Origin of the sequence: Aquimarina spinulae (genome assembly GCF_943373825.1) — a bacterium.
Taxonomy (GTDB): Bacteria; Bacteroidota; Bacteroidia; order Flavobacteriales; family Flavobacteriaceae; genus Aquimarina; species Aquimarina spinulae.
The window spans coordinates 684,620-709,879 of the sequence record NZ_CALSBP010000001.1 but is presented as its reverse complement, the minus strand read 5'-3'; the positions used below and the strand labels follow the sequence as shown (position 1 = coordinate 709,879).

Here is a 25,260-nt window from a genome sequence, read left to right as displayed (position 1 = left end):
TAGGGATAATTATATCACTAAAAATCAATCTCTTCAGAATTTTCATCTATAAATCCTCTACTCCTTCTTCTTCCTAATGCAACTCTTACTATATTTTGCTATTCTTTCCTTTATAATGTATTAACACCTAAGATTTTAATCTAAATCATGACAATTATCATTATTTAGATTTAATTAAAATAAAATATTTACCCCATAATTCAACTGTTCAAAAAATGAAACACATATTTATCCTTCTACTATTAGGATCCAGTATTTTACGTGCCAACAATACATTTGATATTTCGGGAAAAGTAACAACAAACAACGAATCCTTACCTTTTGTGAATATATATTTAAAAGGCACAAAAATAGGTACTGTAAGTCAGGAAAACGGAAATTTTATAATTGAAAATATCCCTGAAGGTAATTATGTTCTGGTAGCATCTTTTACTGGGTTTAAAACATATCAAAAACAAATCTCTTTACACGGAAAGAACATAACAATTAACATCAATCTCGAAGAGGTTGAACTTCTTGATGAGATTGTAATAACCGGAACCTTAAAGCCTGTAAAAAGACTTGAAAGTCCCGTTCCTGTAGAAGTATATTCCCCAACCTTCTTAAAAAAGAATCCCGCTCCTAATATTTTTGAAGCTTTACAAAATGTAAATGGTGTACGGCCACAAATTAATTGTAGCGTATGTAACACTGGCGATATTCATATAAATGGTCTAGAAGGCCCTTATACTTTGGTTTTAATTGATGGTATGCCTATCGTAAGTGGTTTATCAACGGTTTACGGGCTCTCTGGAATACCAAACTCCTTAATTGAGCAAGTTGAAATAGTTAAAGGTCCCGCTTCATCTTTGTACGGTAGTGAAGCTGTTGGTGGGTTAATTAATGTAATTACAAAATTACCAGAAAACGCTCCCCTATTTTTTGCTGATAGTTATGTAACAGATTGGGGAGAAGCAAATTTTGATTTAGGATTTAAGGCTAAAATTGGTAAAAAATCTAATATGCTTCTTGGAGCTAATTACTTTAATTACTCTAATCCCATTGATAATAACAATGATAATTTTACGGATGTTACTTTGCAAGATAGAATTTCTGTTTTTCAAAAATGGGATTTTTCCCGAAAAGAAAATCGTGTATTTTCGGTAGCCGGACGTTTCTTTTATGAAGATCGTTGGGGCGGGGAAATGCAATGGAATCCAGAATTCAGAGGTGGTAAAGACATATATGGTGAAAGTATATATACAACACGTTACGAGGTAATTGGCAAATATCAATTACCGATAAAAGAAAATATGATGTTTCAGTTTTCATACTCTGATCACGATCAAAATTCTGCATATGGAGATACTTTTTACCTAGCAAAACAGCGTATTGGTTTTGGGCAATTAACCTGGGATATATCTAAACAAAATCACGATCTTCTTTTTGGTACAGCAATGCGTTACAATTATTATGATGACAATACTCCAATTACAGAAAACTCAGACAAAATTGTAATTCCTTCCTTTTTTGCACAAGACGAAATAACGATAAGCGAAAAACATAAACTATTACTTGGAGCAAGATATGACTATGACAAAAGGCACGGTAATATTTTTACTCCAAGATTAGCATACAAATTTAAACCCACAGAACACGACATTTTTAGGCTAAACGCAGGAACAGGCTTTAGAGTTGTAAATCTATTTGCTGAGGAACATGCCGCTTTAACAGGCTCTCGGGATGTAATCATAGAAGAAGAACTAAAGCCCGAAAAATCTTATAATATTAATGTAAATTATTTGAGAAAATTATACACCAAAAACAGTATGATTATTGGTATCGATGCTTCTACCTGGTATACTTATTTTACTAATGCAATCTTACCCGATTATGATACCAATCCAAATCAAGTTATTTATGATAATTTAGATGGTTCTGCTACAAGTATGGGGTTAAGTATTAATTTAGATGCTGTTCTGTCTAGTAATTTTAAAGCACTGGCTGGGTTTACAATTCAAGATGTGTCTCAAAAAGAAAATGGTGTAAAACAACAACAAGTACTTACCGAAAAATATTCGGGTACCTGGACTATTTCTTATAAAAACTTCAATTATAATTTTACTATTGATTACACAGGAAATCTATATGGTCCAATGCGTTTACCGGTTTTGGGTGAATTAGATCCCAGAAAAGATGAATCTCAAGTTTGGAGTATCCAGAATATTCAACTAACCTATGATGGTTTGAAAAATTTTGAAGTATACGGTGGAGTAAAAAACTTGTTGAACTGGACACCAAATAAAGGTAATCCTTTTATCATAGCAAGAGCCAATGATCCTTTTGATGAAAATGTGGTTTTTGACACTAGTGGTAATGTTATTCCTACAGCAGACAATCCTTACGGATTATCTTTTGACCCAACATACATTTATGCACCAAATCAAGGTAGACGTTTATTTATTGGTTTAAGATACAAATTAGACTAATTATTTTTCATATTACAAAAAATAAAAAAACCAGATTGTAGATATACAATCTGGTTTATTATAAATTCTATATATAAAATATTATTTACTCAAATACATTTTACGTCTCGAATATAGATCATAAAATTGGTCATCTTTAAGATCATCAATAAACAAAATACTCTCTCCTGTACTTTTCATTTCTGGACCTAATTTCTTATTAACATTAGGGAATTTATTGAAAGAGAATACGGGTTGCTTAATGGCATATCCATCTAAGTGGGGTTTAAAATCAAAATCTGTCACTTTCTTTTCTCCCAGCATCACTTTGGTTGCATAATTTACATAAGGTTCTCCGTATGCTTTAGCAATAAAAGGTACTGTTCTCGAAGCTCTTGGATTTGCTTCAATGATATATACTGTATCATCTTTGATAGCAAACTGAATATTTATTAATCCCACGGTATTTAAAGCCAGAGCAATCTTATGTGTATGATCTTTAATCTGTTGCATTACAAATTCTCCCAAATTAAATGGAGGTAAAGTAGCATTAGAATCTCCTGAGTGAATTCCACACGGCTCTATATGCTCCATAATTCCTATGATGTATACATTTTCACCATCACATATTGCATCTGCTTCTGCTTCGATCGCACCATCCAGATAGTGGTCTAATAGTAATTTATTATTAGGGATTTTGCGTAACAAGTCGACAACATGCTCTTCTAATTCCTGCTTATTGATTACGATCTTCATTCCTTGCCCTCCTAATACATAAGATGGTCTCACCAAAATTGGAAAATCCAAACGATCTGCCACTTCAAGTGCTTGATCTGCAGTTTCTGCAATATCAAACTCGGGATATGGAATATTGTTTTCCTGTAATAATTTAGAGAAATGCCCTCTATCTTCTGCAAGGTCAAGTGATTGGTAACTTGTTCCTATAATCTTAATTCCGTAGCGATCTAATTTTTCAGCAAGTTTTAATGCTGTTTGACCACCAAGTTGAACAATTACTCCTTCGGGTTTCTCATGCCTAATAATATCATAAATATGTTCCCAAAATACAGGTTCAAAATATAGTTTGTCGGCAGTATCAAAATCGGTAGATACAGTTTCTGGATTACAATTGATCATTATCGTTTCATATCCACACTCTGCAGATGCCAAAACACCATGCACACAACAATAATCAAATTCTATCCCTTGTCCGATCCTGTTAGGCCCCGAACCTAAAACAACAATTTTCTTTTTATCACTAACGACACTCTCATTAGAAACCGATATTTCTCCTTCTGGTGTTTCTATTTCTGCTTCAAAAGTAGAATAAAAATAAGGGGTTTTAGCTTTAAATTCCGCAGCACATGTGTCTACTAATTTATACACTCTTTTTATCCCTAATTCATCTCTCTTATTGTATACTTCACTTTCATAACACCCTACCATATGAGCTATCTGTCTATCTGCAAAACCTTTTTGTTTTGCTTCTAGTATTAATTCTTTGGTAAGGGATTGAATGGTATATGTTGAAATTTCTTTTTCAAGATTATATAATTCCTCATATTGTTTTAGGAACCACATATCTATTTTTGTGATTTCGTGTATTCTGCTTAATGGGATTCCCATTTGGATAGCATCATAGATTACAAATACACGATCCCAGCTGGCATAGGTAAGTTTATCTATAATTTGATCATAGTCTTTATACCCTTTTCCATCGGCACCAAGTCCGTTTCTTTTAATTTCTAAAGACTGAGTTGCTTTATGCAATGCTTCCTGAAACGATCTACCGATTGCCATTACTTCTCCAACAGATTTCATCTGAAGTCCTAATGTACGATCAGACCCTTCGAACTTATCAAAATTCCATCGTGGTATTTTTACAATTACATAATCTAATGTAGGTTCGAATAAAGCCGAAGTAGATTTGGTAATCTGGTTATCTAATTCATCCAGGTTATATCCAATAGCCAGTTTTGCTGCTATTTTTGCAATCGGATACCCTGTTGCTTTTGATGCTAATGCAGAAGAACGAGAAACTCTAGGGTTAATCTCGATAGCAATAATATCTTCTTTTTCATCGGGACTTACCGCGAACTGTACATTACATCCTCCTGCAAAATCCCCAATACTACGCATCATATGGATTGCCATATCACGCATACGCTGAAAAGTTTTATCACTTAACGTCATTGCCGGAGCAACCGTAATCGAATCTCCGGTATGGATTCCCATAGGGTCCATATTCTCTATTGTACAAATAATAACGACATTGTCATTATTATCTCTTAACAATTCTAATTCATATTCTTTCCACCCGATCAGAGCTTTATCGATCATCACTTCGTGAATCGGAGAAACTTCTAGCCCACGAGTAAGTAACGTATCAAAGTCTTCTTCTTTATAAACAAAAGATGCCCCTGCACCACCAAGTGTATATGATGCTCTAATAACAAGAGGAAATCCAAATTCCTGGGCGATCTCTTTTCCTTTTAAGTAAGAATTGGCAGTTGCCTGAGGAGCCATCGGAATCCCAATAGAAAGCATTAGTTCTCTAAATTGCTCTCTATCTTCAGTAATATTTATAGCATCAATATCTACTCCTATGATCTCTACATCAAAATCTTTCCATATTCCTTTTTCATCTGCTTCTATACAAAGGTTAAGCGCAGTTTGTCCTCCCATTGTAGGTAGTACAGCATCAATCTGGGGGTGTTCTTTTAGAATCCCTATTATTGATTTTGTATTTAATGGTTTAAGGTATATATGATCAGCCATAGAAGGATCTGTCATAATTGTAGCTGGATTCGAATTGATCAGAATCGTTTCTATCCCATCTTCTCTTAAAGAACGTAGGGCTTGTGTTCCAGAATAATCAAACTCACACGCTTGACCAATAACAATTGGTCCCGACCCTATAATAAGTATACTCTTTAGTTTTTCTCTTTTTGGCATGTAATAACAGTATTGCTTTTCCTATAAAATTATGTATTAGATATAAAAAAAGGCGTTACCCATAAAGTAACACCTTCAATATTTTTAATGAACGTTATCATTAGTGCTTATGTCTTAGTTCAGACGAAACAGATATCTTCTTTCTTCCTTTTGCTCTTCTACGAGCCAACACCTTTCTACCATTTGCAGAAGCCATACGCTCTCTGAAACCGTGTTTGTTTTTTCTCTTTCTCTTCGATGGTTGAAACGTTCTTTTCATTGCTATATATCTTTATAAATCTTCTTGAAATATCTAATTCGATCTTTTATGAGAATTTCTTCCCAAAACTGCGGGCAAATATACAAAGAGTTTTTACTTTGACAAACGTAAATATCAAATATTTTTTATCCAAAAAAATTAGTTTCTTTGCACAAGAAAATCGCAATCCTGTTTTTATGAAAAAACCAATCCTTTTTATACTAGTATCAATACTGTCGATTACTGGTTTTTCGCAAACTACTTTGCAATATAATTTTAATGTTGGAGATTCTTTTGCAATTCGTCAGGATTCTGAACAAATAATTACGCAAGATATTTCTGGAGGGCAACAAATAATCACAAATGATATTAGTGCAGAGATGTCTTTTATAGTGACAAAAGTAGAAAACAGCTTGTTTTATATAGAAATGAAATATCAAACATTAAAAATGAAAACAAGTTCTCCTTCTCTAGGGGTTCTTATGGATATGGATACTTCTATAACGCCAGATTCTACAGATGTACAAGGGCGTATTTTTCAAGGGCTTATCAATTCTCCTGTTACCATGGTAATGCAAAAAAATGGTAAGATTAATGCCTTAGAAGGAACAGAAGTCCTTATCGATAATATGATTAAAAACGCTGGTATCACAGATCCTAATGCTATAAAACAAGTTCGCATTAGTTTGGATCAACAATGGGGAGACAACCAATTATTAGGTAATTTTGAGCAAATGACGTATATCTATGGGGATAATAATGCTATTGTGGGTGATAATTGGGAAAATGAGTATACCGGTAAAATGAAAAGCAAAAATAAATGGAATATTGCTTCAATTATGGATGAGAGTGCTATAATTGCAGGTACATCAGAAATAGAAATGGAAAATACGAATGCTAGCGCTACTATAATAGTATCGGGTTCTCAAAAAGCAAGGATCACAGTTAATAATAAAACGGGGCTTATGCTAGAAGGAAGCTCAGAAGGTATATGTAATGGAAATACATTAATTTCTACTATGCCAGATACCAAAATACCGACATCAATAAAATTTAAAAATAACTACAAAACAATAAAATAAGGTCAAAAATGTACAATAAAAATATAAAATTAGTAATCGCAGCAATCGTTACCGGAGTAGCAATATGGCAGATAGTAGAAGGATATGTAGGTAATGGAATTATGCTTATTTTATTAGCTGCAATTTTCGTCTTTTTATATTTTAAAAACGAATTAATCCTCCTGGCTTTCTTAAGGTTACGTAAACAAGATTTTGATGGTGCCAGAAAATGGTTAGACAAAATCAAAAACCCAGAAAGCGCTCTTACCACAAAACAACAAGGATATTACAATTACCTTCTTGGTATTATGCTATCTCAGACCAACATCACACAAGCCGAAAAACACCTTAAAAAGGCTATAAAACTGGGATTATCGATGAATCAAGATCTTGCCGTGGCAAAATTAAATCTTGCCGGTATTGCAATGACAAAACGTCGTAAAAGAGAAGCTCAAATGTTGCTTACAGAAGCCAAAAAATTAGATAAACACAACATGCTTAAGGATCAGATCACTATGATGAAACAGCAAATGAAGAAAATTTAGGCATACTAATTGTATAGAAAATTACGTTTAATGATAGTTTAATACAATCTTTAGAACGTTTTTTAATTAAGTGAACATCAAAATTTTTACATCTAAAAAATGTTTTTTTTGATGGCATTATATTACATTAGCTACCGTAATCTATTTATAATGAAGAAATTATTAGTATTAGGAATACTCTCTTTATATTTTAGCAATTCCTTTGCTCAAGAAGAAAGACAAATACCATTTTCGGTTGCTATTTCGGCACATATCGTAAAATATAATCAAAAAATTGATCTTGCATATAAAGATAAAGATTTAGAACGTGCAGAATTCTTATTTGACTCCCTGGTAACCAACCACCTTAGCGGAACCTATATGGATAACTTTAATGTATATCCACTAAAAGGAGACCCTATTCTTTTAAGAGATTACGAAAAACCAATTTTTCTTATTACATATGCTTCCTGGTGTGTTCCTGGTGTTGGAGAAATTCCTGCACTAAATGATTTAGCCGATAGATTTCATGATCAGATTGATTTTGTAGTACTCTTCTGGGATAATAAAGAAAAATTAAAAGAAAAAGTAAAAGAATACAATAGTAACATTCATTTAGTTCATATTGATGAAAAGACCAATCAAGATTCATATATTATCAATAAACTAAAGCATGCATTAGGTTTTCCTATGATGTATTTTATGGATGGAAATAAAAAAATATTAGATATTAGAAAAATTGTTACTCATCACTCTAGTGAAACACTAAGTAACTCATACAACATTCACTTTAATTCGTTATCCAAAGGCGTTTCTCTTTTAATTGCTGATCTGGATTTAAATACTGAAATAAATAATGCTGAAGCTGAGGCAAAAGAAAATGAAGACGGACGTACAGATGAGGAACGAAATATTGACGAAGAATACGAAAGATATAAGCGAGAGCGAGATTCTATAAGTAACAAAAAGGATAATTAATAACTATCTATTTACCCATTATCATTTTTAAGGCTACTAGTAATAATACACCTCCAAAGATTTTTTTTAGTAATGCCTGGTTTATAGAAATTGCCAGTTTGCTTCCCAAATATCCCCCAATAATAAAGGTTACGGCTATTATAATTGCATATTTCCAATTTACAAACCCTTCCTGATAATAATTATATGCCGCTAATAAGGTTACAGGAACTGCCAATACTGCAAGACTGGTTCCTTGTGCTTCGTGTTGAGAAAAATTTACCCACAAAATCAAAAGGGGGATCATAATTACACTTCCTCCTATCCCTAATGTACCACTAAAAAACCCTGCTAATAATCCAATTAAGATTAACGAAATAAGTACTGAAGTATTCACACATTTAAATTTTAGTAATCACCTGGTAACTAAGAACGTGTAACTACACAACATTCTCTTATTAAAAGCAGTTTCAAATATGAGCTGAAACTACTTTAAAACAAGTCGCTAGCTAACTTAATAAAAAATCTCAAATTTTTATTGCCCGGTTGTCGTTTTATAATATCCTTCTCTTGGTATTTTTATAAGGTATTCTTTACCAGAATGATTATTTAAACGGGCTTCTCTAAGCCAGGGATTATGTAGTTTTAGAATCTTATAATTGATATCATATTGCTCAGCAAAGTCAGTAAAATCTGTAATAGGTTCATCTACCAGAACATTAAATGTAGGAATATGAGTATACAAATCTTCATCACTAAAGTTAAAACCATATTTCTTTGGGTTGCTCAATATTTCTTTTACTGCTACAATTCTAAACACATATCTTCCCGTCTCTTCTCCTAACAAAAGATCATAGTACGAAGCCACCTTTTGTTTTTCTAACCTTCTATTAACCCCTGCTCTACCCGCATTATATGCTGCTGCTGCCAAAGTCCAGGAGCCAAATTTTTCTTTTGCACTTTTAAGATATCTACAAGCTACTTCTGTAGATTTTTCAATATGATAACGCTCATCTACATTTTCGTTTACCTCTAGTCCATATTCTTTAGCTGTACCTTTTAATATCTGCCAAAAACCTGTTGCTCTTGCAGGAGATACTGCCTGAGTTAAACTACTTTCTATTACTGCCAGGTATTTAAAATCATCAGGAACACCCTGCTCTTTAAGAATCGGTTCTATAATAGGGAAATACTTATTAGCTCTCTTAAAAAGAAGTAAACCATTAGATTGCCAGTAGGTGTTAACCAACAATTCTCTATCCATTCGTTCTCTTATATCTGGATTTTCTATAGGGACTAATTCTCCCGAAAAATTAAGATTATCTGGCATTGCAATAGCATATACATTATAATCATTTACTAATTTTTCTTCCAGAATTTCTTGAGCTAGTGGCTTTTCTGGCTGATGGTCTTGTGTAGCGTTTACTAAAATCCCGAAGGTGAACAGCACACCTAGAAGAACTAAAAATTTCTTAATTGTTTTCATTACTTAAGTAGATTTTGATTTTATTGGGGAATAAAATTTATTGTACAATATAGCGTAAAAAGTTAGATTAACGTAAGTTATCACTAATTATTTCGGGTAAATTTTTATTAAACCACCTTGCTCTATTTACAATCATAACATGAGTTCCCCCATCAACTGTTATACAATTTTTTATATTTGCGATAGGAAAAACGATGTCTTTATTACCATGAATATGAATAAGATCATCAGGTGTTTTTTCCTGATTCCAACATACCATGTTTTCTATAGCCCAATCCAAATACCTTTTATCATTTATAGATAAATATTTTTGATACATCGCTGCACGTTTTTTTGCAAAATCACCAAAAGCTAATTTTTCCCAATTATCAATTTTAGAAACTATTGCCGTTGGCAACAATTTATAAGCCCTGGTCTTTCTGGCAATCTTAATTCGCTTGGGTAATTCGAATCTGCTTTTAACACTCGAAATAATGACAAGTTTCTTTAAACTCAAATACTTGCTCATCTCTTGCACCATCACACCTCCAAACGATACACCAATCAAAATACAGTTTTTATGCTCAATTTCTTCACACATGCGTTTAGCATAATTTTCTATAGATTCATTCTTATTCGGGATTTTCCAAGGTAGGGTTTGTGTTACAAATTTATCCTTGGGAAGCTTAATATATTCGAATATCGAAACATCTGCTGCCATCCCTGGAACAAAGTAAACATGGCTAACTTCCTGCGACATAGGTATTTTAACAGTGGGTATTAAATTTAAAACTCTAATTTTCTTATCTTTGCGTATCAAAATTATAGTATTCCTTTGTTAGAAAAAAGGAAACATTGAGTTAAATTTTTGCAAAAGGGAATTTTAGAACTAACTAATCTTAGTTAGATGAAGCAAGGTAAAACCTTATTTTTATTAGGTTAACAACCTTTATTTCAGATACATGTATCTAGAAATTCTTCTCTAATAAGATGGTTATGATTAGTAAGGTTAACTCCTTATAAACATTTGATTAAATACCTCATAATTTTAAAAAATATGGAGAACATGAGTGCTGTTGAATTAGAAATTATCGACAATGAATTTCTAAGACAATTCGAAACTACAATTGACGGTCAAAAAGCAAAGATCGAATACGCGCTACAAGAAAGAAAAATATTTCTTACTAAACTTATCATGAATGAAGAACATCTTGAAAAAGGTTACGAACAAGATTTTATCATTGCAGTATTTAATGTAATTGAAGAACGCAATATTAGATTAGTACCCACTAGCCCTATTATTGCAAAATTTATGCGAAAAAACCGAAGGAAATATAAAGATTTACTTCCTGTTGGAATAAATATATAGTACACTACTCTAGTATAACACACAAAAGCCTGCTATTCAGCAGGCTTTTGTGTGTTATATATAGAACTTAACTTGATTTTTATGCTACAAAATCAAATCTCACCATCCCATCTTCATCAATAGTTGTTAATTTCACCTTATGTAAGGTATTCACATACAATGGATTCCATGGCATTTTTACTTTCACATAATTTTCGGTAAAACCATGTATATACCCCTCTTTATTTTCAGATTCAAACAGAACTGTTCTTTCGGTTCCTAGCTGGCCTTCATAAAATGCTCTTCTTTTCTTTGCAGATAATCCCCGTAACATTTTACTTCTTTTCTTTCTAACATCAGCAGAAACCACACCATCCAAAGCTGCCGCTACGGTATTATCTCTTTCAGAATAGGTAAATACATGTAAATATGAGATCTCTAATCGAGATAAAAAGTTATAAGTGTCTAAAAAATGATCATCGGTCTCACCAGGAAAACCAACAATAACATCTACCCCAATACATGCGTGAGGCATTACTTCTTTAATTTTTTGTACCCTATTAACATATAAGTCACTAAGATATCTGCGGCGCATCAGTTTTAATATATCATCATTCCCAGATTGTAAAGGAATATGAAAATGTGGCACAAAAGTCCTCGAACCCGACACAAAATCTATGGTTTCATTTTTAAGTAAATTGGGTTCTATAGACGAAATTCGTAATCGTTCTATACCCTCAACTTTATCTAATGCCTGTACGAGTTCGAAAAATGTATGTTCATGTTTCTTATTTCCATACTCACCTTTACCGTAATCTCCTATATTAACTCCGGTAAGCACAATCTCTTTAATTCCTTTTTCAGAAATCTCTTTAGCATTTTTTAATACATTCTGTAGGGTATCACTTCGCGAAATTCCTCTGGCAAGTGGGATTGTACAATAAGTACATTTATAATCACAACCGTCCTGCACTTTTAAGAATGCACGGGTTCGATCTCCTATAGAGTAGCTACCCACATAAAAATCGGCTTCTTCGATTTCGCAAGAATGTACTTCTCCAAAATCATTCTTAGAGAGATCATTAATATAATCGGTAATCTTAAATTTCTCTGTAGCCCCCAAAACCAAATCTACACCATCAACAGAAGCTAATTCTTCTGGTTTTAACTGGGCATAGCATCCCACAGCAGCTACAAAAGCATCGGGGTTTACCTTTTGCGCTTGTTTCACTATGGTTTTAAATCGTTTATCTGCATTTTCGGTAACAGAACATGTATTAATTACATAGATATCTGCATTCTCAGAAAAATCTACACGATCAAAGCCTTCATTTGTAAAATCTCTTGCTATTGTAGAGGTTTCTGAAAAATTCAGTTTACAACCTAAAGTATAAAAAGCAACTTTTTTTCTCATAAAACACAAGTGTCATTTCCGCAGGGGCAGAAATCTCATTATATTTACCCATATCAAAACTCAAAAATATTGAGTCGCTCTAGAATAAATTTTCAGGGTGCAAATATACCAACAATAATTCGTTTACTAAAATTGAAATGTGTTCATTATTTTTTCATAATTCGCTATTTAACAATAGCTTATATTTTACTTACTCTCATATCCTGTAGAGATTCTTCTCAAGAAAACAGAGATCATTTGGTATTTCGGTATAATCAATATGAAAATATAAGCTCATTAGATCCGGCATTTGCCAGAGATGTTGCTAATATCTGGTCTACAAATCAGTTGTTTAACAGTTTAATACAATTAGATGATTCTTTACATATTAAACCGGATATTGCAAAAAGATGGGAAATTTCTGAAGATGCTCTTACCTATACTTTTATACTTCGAAATGATGTAAAATTTCATAAGCACGAACAATTTAAGACCAAAGACAGCACCCGACATGTTATTGCAGATGATTTTGTGTATAGCTTTAATAGATTGGTTGATCCCAAAGTAGCATCGCCCGGTAATTGGGTTCTAAAGACTGTAGAGACCTACAAAGCTATTAATGATACTGTTTTTGAAATCAAACTAAAAAAACCTTTTCCTGCATTTTTAGGATTGATGAGTATGCGGTATTGCTCTGTGGTTCCTAAAGAAGTGGTATCGTTTTATGGTAATCAATTTAGAGCCAACCCTATTGGTACTGGTCCATTTAAATTTAAATTATGGGAAGAAAACGTCAAGCTCGTTTTGCGTAAAAATGAATTGTATTTTGAAAAGGACAAAAAAGGTAAACAACTCCCCTATCTCGAGGCTGTAGCCATTACCTTTTTACCCGACAAGCAAAGTGAATTTTTACAGTTTGCCAAAGGAAATATCGATTTACTAAACAGTCTGGATGCCTCATATAAAGATGAATTATTAACCCCTAGCGGAAAATTACGAGAGAAATACAAAGAACGTATCAATATAAGTAAGGGTTCTTATCTAAATTCTGAATATCTGGGTTTCTACCTCGATACAGACAAAAAAGAAATACAATCGAAACTATTAAGGAAAGCCGTTAATTATGGTTTCGACAGGAAAAAGATGATTACCTATCTAAAGAATGGTATAGGAACCCCTGCAATACACGGTTTTATCCCAAAAGGTATTCCCGGGTTTAATAGGATTCCCGGATATGAGTATGATCCCGAAAAAGCTCGTAAGTTGATCGAAACGTATAAAAAGCAAACTGGAAATGACAACCCAACCATACGAATTGCTACAGATGCAAATTACCAAAGCATTTGTGAGTTTATACAAAGAGAGCTCGAAAAAGTTGGATTAAACATTATTGTAGATGTAATGCCTTCTTCGACGATACGCCAAAAGAAATGGAAAGGGAAATTAGAATCTTTTCGTGCCAGCTGGATTGCAGATTACCCTGATGCCGAAAATTTTCTATCGCCATATTATAGTAAAAACTTTACTCCTCATGGCCCTAACTACACACATTTCAAAAATGAAACTTTTGATCGCTTATACGAAGAAAGCTTCTTGATAACCGATATCAAAATAAGAGAGCAGCACTATGCAAAAATGGATTCTATCATTATTGCGAATGCTCCTATCGTTCCTCTATATTATGATCAGGTAGTTCGATTTACTCAAAAAAATGTAAAAGGACTCACCAATAATCCTCAAAATTTCCTGGTACTAAAACGAGTTTGGAAAGAGCGCATTAAATAATAGGGTTTGATGTATTTTATCTTATATGTTACCTAGACCGAAAGGTTTTCTACTATAATTTGCTTCGACAAGCTCAGCATGACACTACGGTTAAAAACTAACACGCCAGAAAACACGTAGTTTTCTTTTATCGAAATTTATAGTACACAAAAAAATTACTTCTCATAACTCTTTCGCCACTGCCTGGTATCTTCAAAAATCTGTTCCAGAATCTGCTCTTCTTGTTTTGTGAACTCAACTTTTCTTCTAGACATGACTACATTAGCCACTTCAAAAGCTTTTTTGGTTAAATAAGTGGTAAAACCTGCACTTCCTCCCCAGCTATAGCTAGGCACAAAATTACGAGAGAAACCTGTACCGAAAATATTGGCATTTACTCCCACAACAGTCCCTGTATTAAACATGGTATTGATACCACATTTAGAGTGATCTCCCATCATTAAGCCGCAGAATCGCAATCCTGTCTTTGTAAAGCTTTCGGCTTCATAATTCCATAAACGAACTTCGGCATAATTATTTTTAAGGTTAGAGGTATTCGTATCTGCTCCCAGATTACACCATTCTCCTATTACAGAATTTCCCATATATCCATCATGCCCTTTATTAGAGCATCCAAATATTACCGAGTTATTGATCTCTCCTCCTACCTTAGAATGCACTCCAATAGTAGTGCCTCCATAAATCTTTGCTCCCATCTTTACCACAGCACGATCACAAAGCGCAAAAGGCCCTCTAATCATACTGCCTTCCATGATTTCAGCATCTTTCCCTATATATATTGGCCCTTTACTAGCATTAAGCATTGTAAATTCGAGTTTTGCTCCTTCTTCAATAAAAATATTTTCGGGAGCAATACAATTATTACTTTCAGGAATAGGCTGACTCTCTCTACCCAGTGTTAGCAGCTTAAAATCATCAGTAATTGCTTGTTCATTTTTTGAAAAAATATCCCAGGTGTGCTGTACCGTAAACACATCGGTATCATATGCTATTATCTCATAGGCCTCAAAATCTACCTCCTGATCCTCTTTAACATAAAAAGCGATAGGTTCATCATCGCAAAAAATAGCCTGTTCGGGTTTCAGGTTTTTGATTACTGATACCAATTGTTCTGATGGCAAATAAGAAGCATTGATCATTATATTCTCTGCTAACTCTACCATAGGAAATTTTTCACTTAGGTATTCTTCTGTTACTGTAGAAGTAGTAGATCCCAAATATTTCTCCCATTTCTCGCGAATGGTTAATATCCCAATCCTAATCTCGGCAACTGGTCGTGTATAAGTAAATGGCAATAACGCATTACGTGAAGCACCGTCAAAAAGAATATAATTCATGTTTCGATTTCAAAAAATTAGTTAATTATACGGCTGCAAAAATAAAGACGTTAATATTAAAAATGGTGCTGTTTGGCGAATTTATTTGTAAAATAACATAAATAATACTTAGGAGCAGATACGTCACTTCGAGTGAAATTCTGTAAGAATTTAGTATCGAGAAGTACTTTTTAGTTATAAATTTTCTTGTTTTCGATACACCAAATCAGAGATTTAGCACTACCATTGACGTATTTCATAATGATTTGTTTTTCATAAACTTATATACTCCTAAATTTCATCTAATTTCCTTTGATTTGGCTTTCTGTTCATTTTCTTTGCTCGCCCAAAGAAAACGAACCAAAAGAAAAGGCGCCTTTTTCAAGGTATTTTTCAATTTCATTGAAAACCAGATTTTTTTTACTAAAATCTTTCCAAGGCTTCAAGATTTTTTAACGCAAAACAAATCTTATACTGGTGAAAAAGATTTCAAAGCCCTGCTTTGAAACGTCAGCTTAAACACTGGATAAAATTTTATTGGATGTCTCAAACTGACGAAAATTGCTTATCTATTATTCACATTAAAATAGTAAAATGAATTTGTCATAATTTGAGTTTGATCTAAGAAAATCACGTCGATTCGAGTATCACGTTTTTGGGCATAGTGTATCGAATCCTTCGACAGGCCTGTCCTGAGTTTATTGAAAGGCTCAGGATGACAAGGGTTTGGGATCAAAAAAGCTATTCTCGATACATTTTGTCTCCATTCCATTACGACAAAACACTCGAATTGACGCTTTTTTAAACATTATAATTTACGTCGAACCCAGATTCTAATTTAATGTGAATTTTTGAGAATGATTTAAATTAGCATAAAAAAAGCCTTTCCGGATTGGAAAGGCTTTCTATTATAGTATAGTACTAAATTACTTTTTGAATTTAGCATATTTGTTTTTGAATTTATCAATACGTCCTGCAGTATCGATAAGTTTAGACTTACCGGTATAGAAAGGATGTGATGTTCTTGAAATTTCTAATTTCACTAACGGATACTCTACACCATCTACTTCTAAAGTTTCTTTAGTATTGGCTGTAGATTTAGTTAAAAAAACTTCATCGTTAGACATATCTTTAAAAGCAACTAATCTATAATTTTCTGGGTGAATATCTTTTCTCATTGTATTATTCTTTTCTATTTTCGAGGTGCAAATTTACAACTATTTTTTTAAATGCAAAATTATTTCACAAATAAAGAAATGTAAATTAATTGATGTTTTAAAATCTCCTAACGCAAGGTAAATCTTAAAATATTATTCTTCTTCGCAAAGGTTTACCCAACTAATCAAAATCCTTAAAAGAGTTCCTGTATTTGCTCCACAAAATTCTGAAGCACTTTTACTTAGATTTTTTATGATATCCAACCTTAGATATTCAAATTGACTAGCAATACTATAAAATTCTTTGTCAGTAATATTTAAAGCTTCGAGTTGATGATAAACCTCTAAGAATGCTTGAGTTTGATCCCCAAGAAACTCCTGAAGCATTACTTCCAACTCAGCTTGGCTCAACGGTGTCGTTGTTGATTTTTGAGATACATCACCGATAAATGCCTCATATTTCCCGGTTTTAATAGCACTATTATTAAACTCAATGATGGTTTGCTTGACCAGGTATTCTTTCTCTGTCACTGAAACTTGTGTAGATTCTTCCTCTCTAGAACAAGAAGCTACAGTAAGGAAAGAAATTACACATGTAAAAAGTAATAGTTTTCTCATAAATACTAGTTTCGTTAATATATTTTTATACAATTCAAATTGGGGTAAATAATTTTAAAAAAGTTTATTTCATCAATAATCCACAACAATATCACTCTTAAAACACAAGATATCAACAGATTAATCCTTTACAATCGTTTTTAGCAAATCCCCTTATTTTACGCCTGCTGGCACCATATTTTCACTACGGTAAAACCGTAATAACCTAGTAAATATACGATAAAAATGTGGATTCTGCCGATAAAGTGCTATTTTTACAATACCAATACCATTTTATTACATTTACACTCTAACTAGTTTATAAAAAACTAAAAACTACTTTATCGCATGGAAGAAACTATTATTTCTACCAAAAAATATATTGTGAATTACGGATTAATTCTTGGATTTATATGGGTAACATATGGTCTGATTCGTTATTTAACCAATAATATAACAACCAACAACTTGATACTTCCTATTATTGAATTATCTATACATATTAGTATAATTATTTATAGTATATATATTTATAAATCTGCTAATCACGGGTTTTTAAAATTAGGTCAAGCATTAAAAATTGGGTTTAGTGTTGCCCTAATTGGTATTAGTATTCAAATACTTTGGGATATTCTTTTACTCAAAGTGATAGCTCCTGAACTCATAGATCAATTAATGAGCTTAAACAAAAATCAGGTACCAAATGAACCCTTAAATGAGAATTACATATCTGATAAAAAAAATAATTTTCTTTTTAACATATCCTTGGTAACTTTTATCGGGAATTCAATCTTAGGGTTCCTTATTTCCTTAATAGGAGGAGCTATCATGCAGAAAAACAGAGATGTTTTTTAATGTATATCCCTATTTATCTATTTATTACCCTAAAACTTACCTGTATTGTATCTAAAAATACCAGTAGACATTAGTGATGAATACTATAAATTTATTATCCATACCTGTAACAATTTACTATATTTGTGTACTTATGGTTTATAATAACCAAAACTATTTTATATATGGAAAATGATAAAGCATCAACCAAGAAAATTATAATCAACTACGGAGTAATTCTGGGGATTCTCTCTGTCTTAATGGGAGTAGTAGTCTATGTTATGGATGGATATGCTAAGCAAAACTGGGTACATTCTGTTATCGGTTTAGCAATTATGGTAGGTGTTACCGTATACGGGATAAAAGCCTATAAAGCTGCTAACGGTGGATTTCTTAAACTTGGTGAAGCCATAAAAATTGGCCTGGGTATTGCTCTTATTGGTGGTATCATAAGCGTTATCTGGACGATTCTGTTAATGAGCGTTATTGAGCCGGATATTGTAAACCAAATGAATGAAGTACAGCGCGAACAAATGATCGAGCGTTTTCCTGATATGCCAGAAGAACAACTAAATCAAAGTCTGGAGATGACTAAGAAATTTACAACTCCATATATGATTTCAGCATTTGCACTAATCTGGAGTTTATTTATAGGATTTATCATTTCCCTATTTGCAGGATTAGCCATGCAAAAGAAACAAGACTTATATTAATATATGAATATATCTGTGGTCATACCACTGCTTAATGAGCAGGAATCACTTAACGAATTATACAATTGGATTGCAAAAGTTATGCAATCCAATTCTTTTTCTTATGAAATTATCTTTATCGATGATGGTAGTACCGATGGATCATGGAATACCATCTCTGCGCTATCCACAAAAGATCCAAATGTAAAAGGAATTCGTTTTTTAAAAAACTTTGGTAAATCCCAGGCACTACACTCAGGATTCAAAGAAGCACAAGGTAATGTAGTGATCACTATGGATGCTGATTTACAGGACAATCCAGAAGAAATCCCAGAATTGTATGATATGATCACCAAAGAAGGATATGATCTTATTTCGGGATGGAAAAAGAAACGATACGATTCTGTTATTGCCAAAAATCTACCTTCAAAATTATTTAATGCAGCAGCCAGAAAAACATCTGGTGTTAAATTACATGATTTTAATTGTGGACTAAAGGCGTATAAAAATATCGTAATAAAAAACATAGATGTACATGGCGAGATGCATCGTTATATCCCGGTACTTGCCAAAAATGCCGGTTTTGCAAAAATCGGTGAGAAAGTAGTGCTACACCAAGCTCGAAAATATGGTAAAACCAAATTCGGGATGAGTCGTTTTATTAACGGTTTCCTAGATTTAATCACCATTTGGTTTATGTCGCGTTTTGGCAAAAGACCCATGCACTTTTTTGGCCTTATCGGTACCTTACTTTTTATCATAGGGTTTTGTTTTTCGTTATACCTGGGAATCGATAAACTTTTTATAGAAACCAAAGGGAGACTTATCGCACAACGCCCCGAGTTTTATGTAGCGTTAACCTCTATGATTTTAGGAACACAGTTCTTTCTGGCAGGGTTTCTAGGTGAAATTATCCTAACCAGTAAACGAAACAAAGAGCGATATAGCATTGCAGAAAAGATACATCTTTAATGTACCCTATTCATCTTCCAGATATAAAAAGTTAAGATGAATTAAATATCGAAGCAGTTTATGCGTATTTCAAAACTTTTTTCCCAAAATTAAATAGTATTTTTGCTCTAAAATCACAAGCATGCAAATCACAGATTCTGATATAAACCTAAGAGTTGACGAGTGGTTAACTCCGGTTTTTGATACCGCTACTCAAAAAGAAATTAAAAATTTACAGGATAACAATTCAGAAGAATTAAAAGAGAGTTTTTATAAAGATCTCGAATTTGGTACCGGAGGTATGCGTGGTATCATGGGCGTGGGAACCAATCGAATCAATAAATACACCCTGGGAAAAAGTACACAAGGGTTAAGTAATTATATGATCCAGCAATTTCCGGGAGAACAACCCAAAGCAGTAATCGCTTATGATTGTAGACACAATAGTGATACGCTTGCGCAAGTAGTTGCAGATGTGTTTTCTGCTAATGGAATTAAAGTCTATTTATTCTCTAGCCTTCGCCCTACCCCAGAATTATCTTTTGCCGTACGAGAATTAGGATGTCATTGTGGTATTGTACTTACTGCAAGTCATAATCCACCAGAATATAATGGCTACAAAGTATACTGGCAGGATGGCGGACAATTAGTTCCACCGCAGGATGGTGAGATTATTTCAGAAATAAATGCATTAAAATATTCAGATATTCAATTTGATACGAATCCTGATCTTATTCAAAAAATAGATCAGGAAATCGATACTGTTTTTATTGAACAAAGTGTAAAAAACGGAAGTTTTGCAGCTACCCAGGAAGCAAAAGACAATACAACCATTGTTTTTACTTCGTTACACGGTACTTCTATTACTGCTGTACCCGAGACTCTTGAAAAAGCAGGATACAAAAATGTACATATCGTAAAAGAACAGGCAGAACCCGATGGTAATTTTCCTACCGTAAAATCTCCTAACCCAGAAGAACCAGAAGCCTTAGCTATGGCTATGGAACTTGCTACCAAAGTTGATGCAGATATTGTAATCGGTACTGATCCTGATTGTGATCGATTAGGAATAGCTGTACGTAATGATCAGGGGGAATTACAGTTACTTAACGGAAACCAAACTATGATTGTAATGACCTGGTTTTTATTAGAAAACTATAAAAAACAAGGGTTTACAGGTAATGAATTTATTGCCTCTACCATAGTATCGACTCCGATGATGCAAAGTCTAGCCCAGGCCTACGGTGTAGAATACAAAGAAGTACTCACCGGTTTTAAATGGATAGCCAAATTAATCAAAGATTTCCCCGAGCAACACTTTATTGGTGGTGGCGAAGAAAGTTTTGGATTTATGGTTGGGGATTTTGTTAGAGATAAAGATGCCGTAACGTCTACCTTACTCGCTTGCGAGATTGTTGCTTTTGCGAAAGCTAATGGTAGTTCTTTTTATAGTACTTTATTAGATTTATATACAAAACATGGTTTTTATAAGGAGCATTTGGTTTCATTAGTAAAAAAAGGAATCGATGGTGCTGCAGAGATTAAGCAAACTATGGTGGATTTAAGAAATAATCCTCCAGAATCTCTAAATGAAGAAAAAGTAGTACTGATCGAGGATTATCAAACTGGTATTGCCAAAAACGTTCAGGATCATACCGAACATAGTATTGATATCCCAAAATCAAATGTTTTAATATTCTATACCGAAGCGGGAAGTAAAATTGCTGCCAGGCCAAGTGGTACAGAGCCGAAGATAAAATTTTATATCAGTGTACAGGAATCACTTCATACAAGTGAAGACTTTACTGCTGTGCAACAACAATTGGATGGTAAAATTGAAGCCATCAAAAAAGACTTACAATTAACTTAAACAACAGTGATAGCTGTTCAGTATATTTTTAATGAATTATTTTAAACAAATTCTTCGCTTTGCGAAACCCTATAAAGTATATGCTATATTAAATATAATTTCTAATATTTTTTATGCCCTTTTCGGAACACTATCTATGGTGTCTTTATTTCCTATGTTAAAGGTTCTTTTTGACAAAACTGAAAGGATTAGGGTTAAACCAAAATGGGAAGGCATATTAAAAGCTAAGGAATATGGTGAAGATTACCTTAATTATTTTGTAACACAAAAAGCCGATGAAGGTAATGAAGACGTTCTAATTTTTATGGTTGTCCTTGTGATTAGCATGTTCTTTCTTAAAAATATTTTTAATTATCTGGCAATGTATTTTATTACATTCCTAAGAAATGGTGTTTTAAAAGATGTACGTAATGAATTATACAAAAAGACAGTAGAATTACCACTGTCATATTTTTCAGAAAAAAGAAAGGGAGATACTATGGCGAGAATATCTACAGATGTTTTAGAAATACAACATTCCTTTTTATCTATATTAGAACTTATCGTAAGAGAACCTTTGATGATTCTATTTACGATATTGACCATGCTATTGATAAGTTTAAAACTTACCATTTTTGTCTTTATTTTTATTCCAATATCGGGTTTTTTGATTTCCTTAATTGGAAAGAAGTTGAAAAAACACTCTGATAAAGTACAACAGGAACAAGGTTTTTTTCTTTCTATTGTCGAGGAAACTCTTGGTGGATTAAAAGTAATTAAAGGGTTTAATGCTGAAAAAATATTTGGAAAAAAGTTCCAGGAGTCTACTTCTCGTTTCTATAATTTTTCGAATACGCTACTTAACAGGCAAAATCTTGCATCTCCAACAAGTGAATTTTTGGGTATAACTGTTATCTCTATTTTATTATGGTATGGAGGGCAAATGGTACTGGTCGAAAAATCTTTGGATCCAGGGCTTTTTATTGTGTATATGGGTCTTGCCTATAATATTCTTACGCCAGCAAAAGCCATTTCTAAGGCGAGTTATGGAGTAAAAAGAGGTAATGCAGCAGCAGAACGTGTACTCGAAATATTAAACACAACCTCTCCTCTACAAGATCATCCTGATGCAAAAGAGAAAAAAGAGTTTACCACTGATATTACTCTAGAGAATATCTCATTTAAATATGAAGATGAGTATGTGCTAAATGATTTTTCTTTAAAAGTACCTAAAGGTAGTTCTGTTGCACTAGTTGGTCAGTCTGGTAGTGGTAAATCCACTATCGCCAATCTGGTTACTCGTTTTTATGATGTAAATAAAGGAAACATAAAAATAGACGGTGTAGATATCAAAGATCTCACCAAACACTCCCTAAGAGATCTCATGGGATTGGTTACCCAGGATTCTATTTTATTTAACGAGTCTATAAAGAACAATTTACTGGTTGGAGATCCAACTGCATCTGACGAAGAAATTATAAAAGCCTTAAAAATTGCTAATGCCTGGGAATTTGTAAAAGATTTACCGGCTGGTATTGAAACCAATATAGGAGATAGCGGTAATAAAATTAGTGGCGGACAAAAGCAACGGTTATCTATAGCGCGTGCTGTATTAAAAAACCCTCCGATTATGATTTTGGATGAAGCAACCTCTGCTTTAGATACCGAAAGTGAACGTTTGGTACAATCTGCATTAGAGAACATGATGAGAAATAGAACAAGTATTGTAATTGCTCATAGGTTATCTACAATACAAAATTCAGATTTAATCGTTGTAATGCAAAAAGGAAAAATTGTTGAACAAGGAACACATGATGAGCTTATCTCTAAAGATGGTATTTATCAAAAGTTGGTTAATATGCAATCATTAGAATAGGTAAACCCTCGATAATAGCTACTATATAAATAAAAAAGAGTGCTTTCGCACTCTTTTTCTTCACACAAATCATCTTAATTTAGGGGCTTATTCTAAAATTAAAACTCACTCTTATTAATATCTTCCATCTTGGGGGGAATGGAAAGACTAACTTTCTTAAATTATGATGTAAATATAATACAAAAATCCGGTACACACAAATAAAAATTGAATTTTATCTATAAAAAACACTTTTTATCAGCATAAATCAAAAATTATAATAGCTTTTTGTAGTACAAAACCTACAATATTACTCATTAAATAAACAACAAATTTCCTTTAAGTAAAGGTTATCGAAAATATGAAACATAAAAAAGAGTGCTTTCGCACTCTTTCTCTTCACATAAATCATCTTAATTTAGGGGCTTATTCTAAAATTAAAACTCACTTTTATAAAAACTTTCATCTTGGGGGAAATGAAAGAACTCAATCATTATTACACTGTAAAGATAGCAATTATTTTTAATCTACCAAACAAAAAATGCATTTTATCTAACAATAGTGCTTTTTAGCATTGCTAAACAAACAAATATATCAACTTTGTAGTATTTAACCTACATATGTTAATTTGTAACAAAAAAATATAGAACAGAAAAAAGAGTGCTTTCGCACTCTTTCTCTTCACACAAATCATCTTAATTTAGGGGCTTACTCTAAAATTAAAACTCACTTTTATAAAAACTTTCATCTTGGGGGAAATGAAAGAACTCAATCATTATTACACTGTAAAGATAGTAATTATTTTTAATCCACCAAATAAAAAATGCATTTTAGCTAATAATTACGCTTTTTAGCTTTAAAAAGTTATCAATTATCATATTTTTGTAATCTTTTACTTACAAGTAAAAATTTTACCTATTTTGAAATAAAAAAGTATAAAACATAAAAAAGAGTGCTTTCGCACTCTTTCTCTTCACACAAATCATCTTAATTTAGGGGCTTACTCTAAAATTAAAACTCACTTTTATAAAAACTTTCATCTTGGGGGAAATGAAAGAACTCAATTATTAATTACACTGTAAAGATAGTAATTATTTTCAGATCACCAAACAAAAAATGCTTTTTATCTATAAAAAAAGTAAATAATCATGTTTATTAACATTTATTCCTACAAATTCTTACAAAAATATTATATCATCCTAATTAAACCTTTTTTATGTACATTAGTCATATAGTAGTATGTAAGATCAAATAATTGATCTTTTCAATAAAACTAATTTTACTTTTGAACACTCAGGAAGAACAAGACCTACTCATTGCCTTACAATCAGAAGAGCATATCAATATCGCTTTTGGTAAGCTTGTTGCTATATATCAACAGCGGCTTTATTGGCATATCAGGAATATGGTAAAAAATCATGATGACACAGATGATATATTACAGAATGTGTTTATTAAAGTATATAAGAATATAAAAAAATTTAAAGGAGATAGTAAATTATACTCATGGCTATATCGCATAGCGACAAATGAGTCTATTACTTTTCTTAATCAAAAAGCTAAAAAATATAATATTAGCAATGAAGAGTTAAGTTTACAATTAATTCAGAATCTCGAAGCAGATGTATATTATGAAGGAGATCAGATACAACTAATGTTGCAAAAGGCAATAGCTACCCTACCACAAAAACAACAACAGGTTTTTAATATGAAATATTTTCAGGAACTTAAATATCGGGAGATGTCAGAAATTCTAGAAACCAGTGAAGGAGCATTAAAAGCATCATATCATTTAGCTTCAAAAAAAATTGAAGAATTTTTAAAAAAAGATTAAAC

General features: G+C 32.6%; 21 protein-coding genes. 12 read left to right on the top strand and 9 right to left on the bottom strand.

Features of this window, described 5'->3' with window-relative positions; all coding sequences use genetic code 11:
* Nucleotides 1-215: 215 nt before the first annotated feature.
* Nucleotides 216-2,468, top strand: a complete 2,253-nt coding sequence (locus NNH57_RS03250) for a TonB-dependent receptor (RefSeq protein ID WP_108808678.1) — start codon at nt 216-218, stop codon at nt 2,466-2,468.
* Nucleotides 2,469-2,549: 81 nt separating this feature from the next.
* On the opposite strand, the gene carB is transcribed toward NNH57_RS03250, so the two are convergent.
* Nucleotides 2,550-5,402 (bottom strand): carbamoyl-phosphate synthase large subunit, encoded by a 2,853-nt coding sequence (gene carB / locus NNH57_RS03245; protein ID WP_074410141.1) that lies wholly within the window; start codon nt 5,400-5,402, stop codon nt 2,550-2,552.
* Nucleotides 5,403-5,502: 100 nt separating this feature from the next.
* Nucleotides 5,503-5,661: a 50S ribosomal protein L34 gene (gene rpmH / locus NNH57_RS03240; protein WP_074410140.1), complete on the bottom strand. Its 159-nt coding sequence runs from the start codon at nt 5,659-5,661 to the stop codon at nt 5,503-5,505.
* A gap of 176 nt (nt 5,662-5,837) precedes the next feature.
* Between rpmH and NNH57_RS03235 the strand changes: the two genes are divergently transcribed.
* The 3 genes from NNH57_RS03235 to NNH57_RS03225 all read left to right on the top strand — a co-directional run bounded on the left by NNH57_RS03235 (nt 5,838) and on the right by NNH57_RS03225 (nt 8,203).
* Nucleotides 5,838-6,722, top strand: a complete 885-nt coding sequence (locus tag NNH57_RS03235; RefSeq protein WP_132066234.1) for a DUF6263 family protein — start codon at nt 5,838-5,840, stop codon at nt 6,720-6,722.
* A gap of 8 nt (nt 6,723-6,730) precedes the next feature.
* Nucleotides 6,731-7,246 (top strand): hypothetical protein, encoded by a 516-nt coding sequence (locus NNH57_RS03230; RefSeq protein ID WP_025664876.1) that lies wholly within the window; start codon nt 6,731-6,733, stop codon nt 7,244-7,246.
* 150 nt (nt 7,247-7,396) lie between these two features.
* Nucleotides 7,397-8,203 (top strand): TlpA family protein disulfide reductase, encoded by an 807-nt coding sequence (locus tag NNH57_RS03225; protein WP_074410137.1) that lies wholly within the window; start codon nt 7,397-7,399, stop codon nt 8,201-8,203.
* A 7-nt stretch (nt 8,204-8,210) separates the two neighbouring features.
* On the opposite strand, the gene NNH57_RS03220 is transcribed toward NNH57_RS03225, so the two are convergent.
* The 3 genes from NNH57_RS03220 to NNH57_RS03210 form a co-directional block, all read right to left on the bottom strand.
* Nucleotides 8,211-8,579 carry a sulfite exporter TauE/SafE family protein gene (locus NNH57_RS03220; protein WP_074410136.1) on the bottom strand — a complete coding sequence of 123 codons (369 nt, stop codon included), beginning with the start codon at nt 8,577-8,579 and terminating at the stop codon, nt 8,211-8,213.
* Nucleotides 8,580-8,717: 138 nt separating this feature from the next.
* Nucleotides 8,718-9,668, bottom strand: coding sequence for a lytic transglycosylase domain-containing protein (locus NNH57_RS03215; RefSeq protein WP_074410135.1), 951 nt, complete (start codon nt 9,666-9,668; stop codon nt 8,718-8,720).
* A 67-nt stretch (nt 9,669-9,735) separates the two neighbouring features.
* Complete coding sequence (locus NNH57_RS03210) at nt 9,736-10,407, bottom strand: alpha/beta hydrolase (protein ID WP_074410219.1); 672 nt, start codon at nt 10,405-10,407, stop codon at nt 9,736-9,738.
* A 306-nt stretch (nt 10,408-10,713) separates the two neighbouring features.
* On the opposite strand from NNH57_RS03210, the gene NNH57_RS03205 reads away from it, so the two are divergent.
* Nucleotides 10,714-11,016 (top strand): GNAT family N-acetyltransferase, encoded by a 303-nt coding sequence (locus NNH57_RS03205; RefSeq protein ID WP_074410218.1) that lies wholly within the window; start codon nt 10,714-10,716, stop codon nt 11,014-11,016.
* A gap of 79 nt (nt 11,017-11,095) precedes the next feature.
* Here the strand turns inward: NNH57_RS03205 and mtaB are convergent, their stop codons facing one another.
* The gene (mtaB, locus tag NNH57_RS03200) at nt 11,096-12,409 is read right to left on the bottom strand and encodes a tRNA (N(6)-L-threonylcarbamoyladenosine(37)-C(2))-methylthiotransferase MtaB (RefSeq protein WP_108808676.1); all 1,314 of its coding nucleotides are present in this window, start codon (nt 12,407-12,409) and stop codon (nt 11,096-11,098) included.
* Nucleotides 12,410-12,565: 156 nt separating this feature from the next.
* Between mtaB and NNH57_RS03195 the strand changes: the two genes are divergently transcribed.
* Entirely contained in the window at nt 12,566-14,173 is a 1,608-nt protein-coding gene (locus NNH57_RS03195) for an ABC transporter substrate-binding protein (RefSeq protein WP_408608270.1), read from the top strand.
* Between the two features lie 155 nt (nt 14,174-14,328).
* Here the strand turns inward: NNH57_RS03195 and NNH57_RS03190 are convergent, their stop codons facing one another.
* From NNH57_RS03190 to NNH57_RS03180, 3 genes are all read right to left on the bottom strand, one after another.
* Complete coding sequence (locus NNH57_RS03190; RefSeq protein WP_108808675.1) at nt 14,329-15,510, bottom strand: GlmU family protein; 1,182 nt, start codon at nt 15,508-15,510, stop codon at nt 14,329-14,331.
* 905 nt (nt 15,511-16,415) lie between these two features.
* Nucleotides 16,416-16,667, bottom strand: a complete 252-nt coding sequence (locus tag NNH57_RS03185) for a type B 50S ribosomal protein L31 (RefSeq protein ID WP_025741669.1) — start codon at nt 16,665-16,667, stop codon at nt 16,416-16,418.
* A 132-nt stretch (nt 16,668-16,799) separates the two neighbouring features.
* Nucleotides 16,800-17,264 carry a hypothetical protein gene (locus NNH57_RS03180; protein WP_108808674.1) on the bottom strand — a complete coding sequence of 155 codons (465 nt, stop codon included), beginning with the start codon at nt 17,262-17,264 and terminating at the stop codon, nt 16,800-16,802.
* Nucleotides 17,265-17,591: 327 nt separating this feature from the next.
* Between NNH57_RS03180 and NNH57_RS03175 the strand changes: the two genes are divergently transcribed.
* From NNH57_RS03175 to NNH57_RS03150, 6 genes are all read left to right on the top strand, one after another.
* Complete coding sequence (locus NNH57_RS03175) at nt 17,592-18,098, top strand: DUF4199 domain-containing protein (protein ID WP_108808673.1); 507 nt, start codon at nt 17,592-17,594, stop codon at nt 18,096-18,098.
* A gap of 164 nt (nt 18,099-18,262) precedes the next feature.
* Nucleotides 18,263-18,790, top strand: a complete 528-nt coding sequence (locus NNH57_RS03170; protein ID WP_108808672.1) for a DUF4199 domain-containing protein — start codon at nt 18,263-18,265, stop codon at nt 18,788-18,790.
* A 3-nt stretch (nt 18,791-18,793) separates the two neighbouring features.
* Nucleotides 18,794-19,741 (top strand): glycosyltransferase family 2 protein, encoded by a 948-nt coding sequence (locus tag NNH57_RS03165; RefSeq protein ID WP_074410130.1) that lies wholly within the window; start codon nt 18,794-18,796, stop codon nt 19,739-19,741.
* A gap of 121 nt (nt 19,742-19,862) precedes the next feature.
* A complete protein-coding gene (locus NNH57_RS03160) occupies nt 19,863-21,590 on the top strand; it encodes a phospho-sugar mutase (RefSeq protein ID WP_108808671.1) in 1,728 nt (575 codons plus the stop codon).
* Between the two features lie 31 nt (nt 21,591-21,621).
* Complete coding sequence (locus tag NNH57_RS03155) at nt 21,622-23,445, top strand: ABC transporter ATP-binding protein (protein WP_108808670.1); 1,824 nt, start codon at nt 21,622-21,624, stop codon at nt 23,443-23,445.
* A gap of 1,264 nt (nt 23,446-24,709) precedes the next feature.
* Nucleotides 24,710-25,258: an RNA polymerase sigma factor gene (locus tag NNH57_RS03150; RefSeq protein ID WP_074410127.1), complete on the top strand. Its 549-nt coding sequence runs from the start codon at nt 24,710-24,712 to the stop codon at nt 25,256-25,258.
* Nucleotides 25,259-25,260 lie beyond the last annotated feature (2 nt).